At 75.3% G+C, this 10,866-nt stretch carries 9 protein-coding genes; 5 read left to right on the top strand and 4 right to left on the bottom strand.

All coding sequences use genetic code 11. The features are described 5' to 3' along the window. Positions 1 to 295: 295 nt before the first annotated feature. The gene (locus ACI78U_RS24210; protein ID WP_456877989.1) at positions 296 to 964 is read right to left on the bottom strand and encodes a GntR family transcriptional regulator; all 669 of its coding nucleotides are present in this window, start codon (positions 962 to 964) and stop codon (positions 296 to 298) included. Between the two features lie 142 nt (positions 965 to 1,106). Here ACI78U_RS24210 and ACI78U_RS24205 point away from each other — a divergent pair, with 142 nt between their 5' ends. Beyond that, positions 1,107 to 2,480, top strand: coding sequence for an L-serine ammonia-lyase (locus ACI78U_RS24205; RefSeq protein ID WP_456877988.1), 1,374 nt, complete (start codon positions 1,107 to 1,109; stop codon positions 2,478 to 2,480). 10 nt (positions 2,481 to 2,490) lie between these two features. Further along, positions 2,491 to 3,339, top strand: a complete 849-nt coding sequence (purU, locus tag ACI78U_RS24200) for a formyltetrahydrofolate deformylase (RefSeq protein WP_456877987.1) — start codon at positions 2,491 to 2,493, stop codon at positions 3,337 to 3,339. Positions 3,340 to 3,387: 48 nt separating this feature from the next. On the opposite strand, the gene ACI78U_RS24195 is transcribed toward purU, so the two are convergent. Further along, complete coding sequence (locus ACI78U_RS24195) at positions 3,388 to 4,812, bottom strand: MFS transporter (RefSeq protein ID WP_456877986.1); 1,425 nt, start codon at positions 4,810 to 4,812, stop codon at positions 3,388 to 3,390. A gap of 216 nt (positions 4,813 to 5,028) precedes the next feature. Here ACI78U_RS24195 and ACI78U_RS24190 point away from each other — a divergent pair, with 216 nt between their 5' ends. Both ACI78U_RS24190 and ACI78U_RS24185 read left to right on the top strand, forming a co-directional pair. Then, complete coding sequence (locus ACI78U_RS24190; protein WP_456877985.1) at positions 5,029 to 5,508, top strand: hypothetical protein; 480 nt, start codon at positions 5,029 to 5,031, stop codon at positions 5,506 to 5,508. 57 nt (positions 5,509 to 5,565) lie between these two features. Beyond that, the gene (locus ACI78U_RS24185) at positions 5,566 to 7,482 is read left to right on the top strand and encodes a potassium transporter Kup (RefSeq protein WP_456877984.1); all 1,917 of its coding nucleotides are present in this window, start codon (positions 5,566 to 5,568) and stop codon (positions 7,480 to 7,482) included. A gap of 27 nt (positions 7,483 to 7,509) precedes the next feature. Here ACI78U_RS24185 and ACI78U_RS24180 read toward each other — a convergent pair whose 3' ends face one another. Then, positions 7,510 to 7,809: an anti-sigma factor family protein gene (locus ACI78U_RS24180; protein WP_456877983.1), complete on the bottom strand. Its 300-nt coding sequence runs from the start codon at positions 7,807 to 7,809 to the stop codon at positions 7,510 to 7,512. A 111-nt stretch (positions 7,810 to 7,920) separates the two neighbouring features. Beyond that, entirely contained in the window at positions 7,921 to 9,750 is a 1,830-nt protein-coding gene (locus tag ACI78U_RS24175) for a glycoside hydrolase family 15 protein (protein ID WP_456877982.1), read from the bottom strand. Positions 9,751 to 9,866: 116 nt separating this feature from the next. Between ACI78U_RS24175 and ACI78U_RS24170 the strand changes: the two genes are divergently transcribed. Beyond that, on the top strand, positions 9,867 to 10,866 hold a 1,000-nt coding region (locus ACI78U_RS24170; protein ID WP_456877981.1), incomplete at its 3' end, for an FAD-dependent oxidoreductase.

The following is a 10,866-nucleotide window of genomic DNA, read 5'->3' as shown; positions in this document are numbered from 1 at the left end:
CCCCCCCCCCCCCCCCCCCCCCCCCCCCCCCCCCCCCCCCCCCCCCCCCCCCCCCCCCCCCCCCCCCCCCCCCCCCCCCCCCCCCCCCCCCCCGCGCCCGGCCGACTGCGGCGCCGATCTCGCCGTGTGGTGCCCTACCTCACCCCGCAGCGTGAGGTCGGGCACTGCGGCGTCCGGTCCGACGTGTCCGGCGGCGCGCGGGGACGGTCCGCCACGACGAACGGCCCGGGCCCCCGCGCGGGGACCCGGGCCGTCGTCGTCCGTGCACTTCCGCGGAAGTGCCCAGGGCTCTCGGCTAGATGACCGCGCGGATCGCCGTCTCGAAGCCGAGCACGTGCTCGCGGGCGAGGTCGTCGGCCCGGTCGGTGTCGCCGGCGGCGATCGCCCGGAGCAGCTCCACGTGCTCCCGGACGTGCTCGTCGACCGTGGGCAGGCGGTCGAGGAAGTGGCAGAAGATCCGCGTCGCCAGGTTGTCGTAGCGGATCAGGACGTCCTCGAGGTGGGGATTGCCGGCCGCCCGGTAGATGGCCCGGTGCACCGCGAGGTCCCAGCGCATGAGCTCGGTCCGGTCGACCCGGGTGACGTCGAGCTGCTCGATGTGCGCGGCCAGTTCCTCGAGGTCGGGGCGTGGCGTCCGGGTGGCGCGCTCGGCGGCCCGGCGGGCGGCCAGGGGCTCGAGCTGGGCGCGGATGTCGGAGATGTGCGCCAGGTCGGAGATGTCCATGCCGGTGGCGAACGTGCCCCGCCGCGGGTAGGACACGACGAGCCGGTCGCCCTCCAGGCGCTTGAGCGCCTCGCGGACCGGGGTGCGGCCGACGCCCAGGTCCTTGGCCAGGTCGTCGTCGTCGATCGGGTCGCCCGGCCGGATGTCGAGCATGATCAGCCGGTCCCGGATCGCCACGTAGGCCCGGTCGGCCAGGGACGAGGCGGCCGGCTGGTCCAGGTCCAGCGGAGCGACGGTCACGCGCAGATCGTAGGCGTTGACCGCCTGCGGGTCTTGCCTCGTCAGAGGGATCGACATACCGTCATCCTACTAACTGATATACCAACTGTGTACCTCCGTCGCCGGGCGGTCGTCGCCGCGGCGGGTGGGAGGGGGGCCCCGGGTGACCATCAGCGCCTTCGACCTCTTCAAGGTCGGGATCGGCCCGTCCAGCTCGCACACCGTCGGGCCGATGCGGGCCGCCTGCTCCTTCGCCGCCGGGCTGCGGCACGAGGGGGTGCTCGGGCGGGTGGTCCGGGTGCGCTGCGAGCTGTTCGGGTCGCTCGGCGCCACCGGCCACGGCCACGGCAGCGTGCCGGCCGTCGTGCTGGGCCTCGAGGGCGAGCAGCCCGAGACCGTCGACCCGCTCGCGGCCCGGCCGCGGGTCGAGGCCGTCCGCCACGACGGCAAGCTGCGGCTCGCCGGCGAGCACCTCGTCGAGTTCTCCGTGGACGACGACGTCGTCCTGCACCGGCGCAGGCGGCTGGAGTTCCACAGCAACGGCATGCTCTTCCTGGCGCTCGGCGCCGACGGGACGGAGCTGAGCCGGCGCACGTACTACTCCGTCGGCGGCGGTTTCGTCCTCGACGAGGACGAGGCCGGCAACCCGGTGCTCGTCGAGGACGGCACGCCGGTGCGGTACCCGTTCCGCACGGGCGAGGAGCTGCTGGCCCACGCCCGGGAGACCGGCCTGCGGATCAGCGACCTGGTGCTGGCCAACGAGCTGTCCTGGCGCAGTGAGGCCGAGGTCCGCGCGGGCCTGCTGCACGTCTGGTCGGTGATGCAGGAGTGCGTGGAGCGGGGGACGCGGGCCACCGGCGTCCTGCCCGGCGGTCTGCGGGTCCGGCGCCGGGCGGCGGCGCTGCGGGCTCAGCTGGAGGAGCACCGCGACGACTCCGACGCCCTGCGGGCGATGGAGTGGGTGACGCTCTACGCCCTCGCGGTCAACGAGGAGAACGCCGCGGGAGGGCGAGTGGTCACCGCCCCGACCAACGGCGCCGCCGGGATCGTGCCCGCGGTGCTGCACTACTACCGCGACTTCCTCGACTCCTACTCCGAGGACGGCGTGGTCCGGTTCCTGCTCACCGCCACGGCGATCGGGCTGCTGTTCAAGGAGAACGCCTCGATCTCGGGAGCGGAGGTGGGGTGCCAGGGAGAGGTGGGCTCGGCCTGCTCCATGGCGGCCGCGGGCCTCGCCGAGGTCCTCGGTGGCACGCCCGAGCAGGTGGAGAACGCCGCCGAGATCGGGATCGAGCACAACCTCGGGCTCACCTGCGACCCCGTCGGCGGGCTGGTGCAGATCCCGTGCATCGAGCGCAACGCGGTGGGGTCGGTCAAGGCGATCACCGCGGCGCGCATGGCCGTCCGCGGGGACGGCCGGCACCACGTCTCGCTGGACAAGGCCATCAAGACGATGCGCGAGACCGGCGCCGACATGAAGGACAAGTACAAGGAGACCGCCCGGGGCGGGCTGGCCCTCAACGTCGTCGAGTGCTGAGGAGGCACCCGTGTCGCACCCCTTCACCCTCACGCTGAGCTGCCAGGAGCGCCCGGGCATCGTCCACGCGGTCACCGCGTTCCTCTTCCAGCGCGGCTGCGACATCGTCGAGCACCAGCAGTTCGACGACGCCGTCCGCGGTCAGCTGTTCCTGAGGACCGCGTTCGTGTGCTCGGAGCAGACCGACGCCGACAGCCTGGCGGCGGACTTCCGGGCGGTGGCCGACGAGTTCGGCATGACCTACCAGGTCACCGGCGACCAGCCGCAGCGGGTGCTCGTCATGGTGTCCAAGCTGGGGCACTGCCTCAACGACCTGGTCTTCCGCTGGCGCGCGGGCAGCCTCGGTGCCGACCTCGTCGCCGTCGTCTCCAACCACGAGGACCTGCGCCCGATGGCCGAGGCGGCCGGCCTGCCGTTCGTCCACGTGCCCGTGACACCGGCGACGAAGCGGGAGGCCGAGGCCCGGCTGCTCGAGCTGGTCGACGAGTACGCGGTCGACCTCGTGGTGCTCGCCCGGTACATGCAGGTGCTCTCCGACGAGACCTGCGCGGCCCTGCACGGCCGGGCGATCAACATCCACCACTCGTTCCTGCCGGGCTTCAAGGGCGCCAAGCCCTACCACCAGGCCTTCGACCGCGGCGTCAAGCTCGTCGGGGCGACCGCCCACTACGTGACCCCCGACCTGGACGAGGGGCCGATCATCGAGCAGGAGGTCATCCGCATCGACCACACCCACGACCCGCGCGCCCTGGCCACGGTCGGCCAGGACGCCGAGGCGCTCGCGCTCTCCCGGGCCGTGCGCTGGCACAGCGAGCGGCGGGTGCTGCTCAACGGCCACAGCACCGTCGTCTTCCGCTGACCCCGAGCCCGGACCGCGCCCACCCCGGGCTCCGGGGCACCTGACGGCTCACCGCGCGCCCGCCCGGTGCCGCGCCGTCCTCAGGCCGGCGGCCACCGACCCCGCGGTCCGCAGCCGACGGGACTCGACGGCGAGCGTGGCGATCCCCGCGACGAGGAGCAGGGCGGCCACGACGCGGAGCACCAGGTCGATCCCGCCCGTGGTCGGCCGGCCACCGCCCACCGCCTCCACGACCGCGGTGGCGGCGACCACGCCCACACCGCCGATGCAGATCAGGACGGTGAGCAGCACGCTGGTGCCCTCGGCCGAGCGGGCCGCGGGCAGGACGTTCTGCACGGCGAGCTGGCTCAGGGAGTAGCCCATGCCGGAGGTGATGCCGCACAGTCCCATCGCGGCGACGTACAGCGGCAACGGGCCGGCCAGCGACAGCAGGGCCAGTGCGGGCGCGGACAGCAGCACCGCCGCGCCCATGACCAGACCCGCGGGATGGCGGGCCGACAACCGCCCGGACAGCGGCCCGCACAGCGCCAGCCCGGCCGAGGAGACGAAGAAGAGCACCCCGGCCGTGGCCGCGGACAGCCCCCGCACCTCCTGCAGCTCGAGGGTGGCCAGGACGACGTAGACGCAGGCCCCGATGTTCGCGACCGTGCCGGCGACCGTGAGTAGCACGAAGAGCCGGTCGTGGAGCAGGGACGGGCGGACCAGCGGTGCCCGGGCCCGCGTCTCCACCAGCCCGAACACCACCAGCAGCGCGACGCCGACGCCCAGGGGGACCAGCGTCGCCCGACTCGCCCAGCCCTCGACGCCGCCGTCGTCGATCGCGATGCTGACCAGGGCGAGGCCGGACACCACCGTCAGCACGCCCCACCAGTCCAGGCCCCGCAGCGTGCGGGGCCCGGTCTCGTCGCGGGACTCCTGCAGCCGCAGCCCGCCCGCCACCGCCAGCGCGGCGAGCGGGACGTTGAGCAGGAACACCCACCGCCAGCTCACGGTCGAGGCCAGCACCCCGCCGACGACCGGCCCGAGCGCCGTCCCCACCCCGGCGACCCCGAGCAGGGCACCGGTGACCCGCGGCCGCTCCGCCTCGGTCGTCGCGTTCGTCACCAGGGCGAACGCCGTCGGCAGGATCATCGCCGCGCCGATCCCCTGGGCCACCCGGGCGGCGAGCAGCAGCGGCACGGACGACACGAGGCCGCAGACCAGCGAGGTCGTCCCGAAGACCGCGACGCCGGCCAGCAGCACCCGGCGCCGTCCCAGCACGTCACCGGCCCGGCCCGCGGGGATCAGCAGGGAGCCCAGGGCGATCATGTAGCCGCTCAGCAGCCACTGCAGGTCCGTCGTGGTCGACCCGAGGTCCGCCGCGATCGTGGGCAGCGCGAGGCTCAACGAGAAGAAGTCGAGCTGGATGCAGAACAGCGCCCCACCCACGGGCAGGAAGGGGATCGCCGACCGGAGACTCGCGGGCGTGGGCACGTGCACCACCACTTCCCTCATCGGGCGCGAGGAGTCTCGCAGCGCGACGGCACCCCCTCAAGGACCCTCGGCGCGACCGGACGCCGGCCGGGGACGGGCAGCCCGGCGCGCGTGCCGTCCGCCGCGCGCGCGGTCGGTCACCGGCGGGGCGTCCCGTGGGACGATGCCCGGGCCGGACCCAGGGACCTGCGTCCCACTCCGCACCGGGAGGCGCCCGTGGCAGCTCCCCAGGCCCTCGAGCCGCTCGTGCTGACCGCGATCGAGGACTACTTCCGGCTGCTGCAGGCCCACGTGCCCGCGGAGCAGATGCTCGCGGAGGTGCTGACCGAGGACTTCGAGACCGGGTTCGTCGGCGGGTTCACGTGGCGCGGCCCGGACGGGCTGGCCGACTTCCTGAGCACCCGCGCGGTCTTCTTCGACGAGTCGCACGAGATCCTGCAGCTGATGGACGTGGAGAAGACGGCCGAGGACGTGATCCGGGCCCGCACGCGGCTGCGTTTCTCCCTCCGCCGCCGGGACCCCGGTGCCGCGGTGAGCGAGGAGTTCACCGGCCAGGCCTTCCACACCTGGCTCTTCCGCGCGGACCCGTCCCGTCCCGGGTGGCGGGTCGCCGCCCAGATGGTCGACGGTTTCGCGCTGCTCGACGACAACGCCGCGGCCCTCTTCTCGACGCCGGACGAGGGCATGCGCACCTGACCGCGGCCGTCAGCGAGAGGAGCCGCGCCGGTGGCTCGATCCGTACCGCCTGCCGGCGTGCGACCGGACGGGACACCGGCACGGGCGTCGCGCGCGGACGCCGCACCGCACCGGCCGGCACTCCTGCTGGGGGCGCTCGGGGTCGTGTACGGCGACATCGGCACCAGCCCGCTCTACGCGGTGGAGACGGTGTTCGCCGTCGACGGCGGTGCGGTGCGGACCACCGCGGATGACGTGCTCGGCGTCGCGTCCCTGGTGTTCTGGTCGCTCACGATCACCGTGACCGTCAAGTACGTGGTGTTCGTCCTGCGGGCCGACAACGACGGCGAGGGCGGCGTCCTGGCCCTCGCGGCCCTGGTCTCCCGGTCGCTGCGCGCGGGCCCGGGCCGGCGGGCGGGCCTGGCGATGGTCCTGGGCGTCCTGGGGACCTCGCTGTTCTTCGGGGACAGCGTCATCACGCCGGCGATCTCGGTGCTCTCGGCCGTCGAGGGCCTGGAGGTCGTGTCGCCGGGGCTCTCCGGCGTCGTCCTCCCCCTGGCCGTCGCGGTGCTGACCGCGCTGTTCGCGGTGCAGCGCTGGGGCACCAGCCGGGTCGGCGGGGTCTTCGGTCCGGTCATGCTGGTGTGGTTCGCCGTCCTCGGCGCGGCCGGACTGGCGCAGGTGCTCAGCACGCCGGGGGTGCTCCGCGGACTGTCGCCCTCCTACGGCGTGCTCCTCGCCGCCGACCGGCCCGCCGTCGCCCTCGCCGCGATGGGGGCGGTGGTGCTGGCGGTCACGGGCGCGGAGGCCCTCTACGCCGACATGGGTCACTTCGGCCGGCGGCCGATCCGGCTGGCCTGGTCGCTGCTGGTCTTCCCGGCGCTCGTCCTCAACTACCTGGGGCAGGCGGCGCTGGTCGCCCGGGACCCGGCCGCCCGGCGCGAGCCGTTCTTCCTGCTCTACCCGTCCTGGGCGCACGTGCCGGTGGTCGTGCTCGCCACCGCCGCCACCGTGATCGCGTCGCAGGCCGTGCTCGCCGGCGCCTTCTCGGTGTCCCGCCAGGCCGTGCAGCTGGGCTTCCTGCCGCGGCTGCGCATCCGGCACACCTCCGCACGGGAGGCCGGTCAGGTGTACGTGCCGGTGGTGAACCGGGTGCTGTTCGTCGCCGTGCTCGTCGTGGTGCTCGGCTTCGGCTCCTCGGCCCGGCTGGCCACCGCCTACGGCGTCGCGGTGACCGCCACCTTCCTGGTCACCACCGCGCTGCTGCTCGCGGTCGCCCGCCTGCGGTGGGGCTGGCCGGGGCGTCGGCTGCTGCTCCTCGGCGGTGTCCTGGGGGCCGTCGAGCTCACCTACTCGGCCGCCACCCTGCCCAAGGTCGCCCACGGCGGGTGGCTGACCCTCCTGCTCGCGGCCACGGTCTTCACGGTCATGACCACCTGGCACCGCGGACACGAGCTGCTGGTGGCCCGGCGGAGGGAGTCCGAGGGGTCGCTGCGCCGCTTCCTCGCCGAGGTGCGGGCCGCGGGGGTGCCCCGCGTCCCCGGCACCGGGATCTACCCGCACGCCTCCGGGGACACCGCCCCGCTGGCGCTGCGGACCACGGTCGACCGCTTCTCCGTCCTGCACGAACGGGTCGTGGTCGTCTCCGGCCGGACGGCGACCGTGCCGCACGTCCCCGAGGACCGGCGGGTGACGGTGGAGCCCCTCGGCCCGGCCGGCGACGGCTTCGTGCACGTCACCGTCGAGTTCGGCTTCCTCGACCCGCCGGAGCTCGCGGCCGCCCTCCGCGGGGCGGTACGCGGAGGCGACGGCGACCCGGACGCGGTGACCTGGTTCGTGACCCGGCCGGTGCTGCGGCCCACCCGGCGGTCGGGGATGAGCGCCTGGCGGACCCGCCTGTTCGTCGCGCTGGCCCACGGCTCGGTGGGACACAGCGAGTACCTGTCCCTGCCCGTCACCCGGACCGTCGTCACGGGAGCCGAGATCGACCTGTGATCCCGCCCGGAGCCTCGCCGCGGCCGGTCAGTGGCCGCCGTCCCCCTCCCGGGCGTGGAGGGTCCGGAACACCTCGAGCAGCCGGAGACGGGCGGCCTGGGGCAGCGCCGGGGTGTCGGTGGCCCGCAACGCTGCCGACGTCCGGCGCATCTGCTCCAAGTAGACCGCGCACGCCTCGCACAGCTCCAGGTGGGCCGCGACCGCCCGCTCGACGTCCTCGGCCAGGGACCCCTCGAGGTACTCGGTGACCAGCTCGACGAACTCCTGGCAGGCGACCTCCAGCGCGGGGTCCCCACCTGCGGGGCGAGGGCTCGGCAGGTCGGCCATGGCGCTCTCCTCCTCTCGGCGCACCGGCCCGCGCCGTCGATCAGCGCCCGCGGCCGGGTGCACCCCCGGCACAGGAGGATGCCCCGGTCGGCGGGGTCCGATGCGGGGCGCTCACCGCCGGGCCCGTTCCGCCTGGTCGATCGCCCAGGCGGCGTTGACCAGGCCGATGTGGCTGAACGCCTGGGGGACGTTGCCGAGCAGCTCACCGCTGACCGGGTCGACCTCCTCCGACAGCAGCCCGAGGTCGTTGACGAACGCCGCGGCCCGCTCGAACACCTCGCGGGCCCGGTCCACCTGCCCGGACAGCGCCAGCGCCTGGGCCAGCCAGAAGGTGCACAGCAGGAACGTGCCCTCCTCGCCGGCCAGCCCGTCGACCCCCTCCTCGGTGCGGTAGCGGTACACCAGGCCCCGGTCGTCGGTCAGCCGCTCGGCGATCGCGTCGATCGTGGCCAGCATGCGGGGGTCGTCGGCGGGGAGGAACCCGACGATGGGCAGCATCAGGTTGGAGGCGTCCAGCGCGGTCGACCCGAAGGCCTGGGTGAAGGCGCCGGCCTCCTCGTTCCAGCCCTGCTGCAGCACGGTGTCGGCGATCTCCTCGCGGACCTTCGCCCACTCGTCGACGCGGTGCTCGCAGCGCAGCTGCGGGGCGAGGGTGATCGCCCGGTCCAGGGCGACCCAGCACATGACCTTGGAGTAGAGGAAGTGCTGCGGCTCGCCGCGCACCTCCCAGATCCCCTGGTCCCGGTCCCGCCAGCGGACGGCGGCGGTGTCGGCGCAGGCGGCGAGGAACCAGCGGGTCTCGTCGTCGAGGGCGGGCAGCTGGTCGGCCAGCCGGGCGGCCGCGCCCAGCAGCTCCCCGTAGACGTCGACCTGCCGCTGGTCCCAGGCGCCGTTGCCCACCCGGACCGGCCGGCTGTCCCGCCAGCCGCGCAGGTGCCCGAGGGTCCGCTCGCTGAGGTCGTGCTCACCGCCGACGCCGAACATGATCTGCAGCGACATCTCGGGGCCGATGCCGCCGGCGCCCGCCGTGGTCATGAAGGCGAAGAAGTCCTCCGCCTCGTCGGGGCAGGCCGCGACCCACAGCGCCTCCATGGTGAAGCTGGCGTCGCGCACCCAGGCGTAGCGGTAGTCCCAGTTCCGCTCGCCGCCGACCCCCTCGGGCAGGGACGTCGTACCGGCGGCGACGACCGCGCCGCTGGGCTGGTAGGACAGCCCCTGCAGCACCCGGCCGCTGAGGTGGACCAGGTCGGCCCAGGGGCCCTCGTACGACTGGTGCAGGTCGCACCAGGACTCCCACGCGGCCAGCGTGCGGTCGAGCAGGTCCGCCAGCTCGCCCTGGGACCAGACGTGCGCCGAGACGGCGTCGCCGAGGGTGCTGCGCTGCAGTGCCAGGTGGACGACGCCGCCGGCCCGCAGGCGCAGCCGCGCGCGGGCCCGCCCGTCCTGCAGGTCGACCTCGCCGGGCAGGGTCAGCACCAGCCAGTCCGCACCGCCCCGGGCGGCGACCCCGCCGTCCAGCGGGGACAGCAGCGGCACGATCAGCCCGTACTCCGGCCGCGGCCGGTAGTCGACCAGCACGTCGACCTCGCCCGAGGTGCACGCGATCCGGCGGACCAGGACGTGCGGGACGTCGGTGCCCAGCCGGTGCCCGTGGTTGTCCGGGCCGAGGCCGAGGGCGTCGGTGACCTGCAGCTCGCCGCCGGCCGTGTGGAACGTCGTCTCCAGCGCCAGCGAGCGCCCGACGTAGCGGCGGGTCGCGGTCCACTCCGCCTCCGGCTGCACCGACCAGTGGCCGGCGTCGTCGTCGAGCAGCGCGGCGAACACCGACGGGCCGTCGAAGCGGGGGAAGCACAGCCAGACGACCGAGCCCGCGCGGTCGACGAGCGCGCAGGAGTGCCGGTCGGACAGGAACGCGTGGTCGGCGATCGGGGTGGAGCTCATGGGGGTCTCCCGGGGTCGGCGGTCTCACCGGTGCAGTCGCCGCGGACCGGCGGGCCGTTACGCGTAACGCCGGGCGAGGGGAGGCGGACGACGGCAGCGAGTCCCGAGGAGGCCCGATGTCCGAGATCCGTCCCGCACCGCCCGGCGTCGAGACAGCGCTCGAGGTCGACGTCGTCGTCGTCGGGGGAGGCCCGGCGGGGGAGGTGGCCGCGGGCCGGTGCGCCGGCCGGGGCCTGGAGACGGTGCTGGTCGAGGCCGAGCTGGTCGGCGGGGAGTGCTCCTACTGGGGCTGCATCCCGAGCAAGACGCTGCTCCGGCCGGGGGACGTGCTCGCCGCCGCGGCCCGGGTGCCGGGCGCCGCCGCGGCGGTGACCGGCCGGGTCGACGTCGCGGCCGCGCTCGCCCGCCGCGACTACATGACCTCCGACTGGATGGACGCCGGGCAGGAGCGCTGGCTGGCCGACCACGGCGTCCGGCTGCTGCGCGGGACCGGCCGGCTCTCCGGGGAGCGCCGGGTGCAGGTCGACGGCGGCCCGCGGCTGACCGCCCGCCGCGCCGTCGTGCTGGCCACGGGCAGTGCTCCGGTGCTGCCGCCCGTGCCGGGGCTGGCCGAGGTGCGGCCCTGGGACAACCGGTCCGCCACGGCCGCGAAGGAGGTCCCCGAGCGGCTGCTCGTGCTCGGCGGCGGCGCCGTCGGGCTGGAGCTCGCCCAGGCGTTCTCCCGGCTGGGTGCAGCGGAGGTGACCGTGGTCGAGGCCGGCCCGGCCCTGCTGCCCCGCGAGGAGCCCTTCGCCGGCGAGCAGGTGCGGGCGGCCCTCGAGCGGGAGGGCGTCGCGGTGCGGCTGGGCACCCGGCTGGCCGCGATCCGGCGGGAGGGCACCGACGGGCCGGTCCGTGCGGTGCTCGACACCGGCGACGAGGTGACCGCGGACGAGGTGCTGGTGGCCGCCGGCCGCCGCCCGCGCACCGACGACCTCGGGCTGGACGGCGTGGGCCTGACACCCGGGCGGCGGGGGGGGGGGGGGGGGGGGGGGGGGGGGGGGGGGCGGGGGGGGGGGGGGGGGGGGGGGGGGGGGGGGGGGGGGGGGGGGGGGGGGGGGGGGGGGGGCTGGGGCG

It is taken from the genome of Geodermatophilus sp. SYSU D00710 (assembly GCF_054050195.1).
This window is presented reverse-complemented; position numbering and strand designations above follow the sequence as displayed.

Coding starts and splice junctions, on each gene's coding strand:
- ACI78U_RS24180 (WP_456877983.1), bottom strand. CDS start 7,809: ATGGCCGACCTGCCGAGCCCTCGCCCCGCAGGTGGGGACCCCGCGCTG.
- ACI78U_RS24175 (WP_456877982.1), bottom strand. CDS start 9,750: ATGAGCTCCACCCCGATCGCCGACCACGCGTTCCTGTCCGACCGGCAC.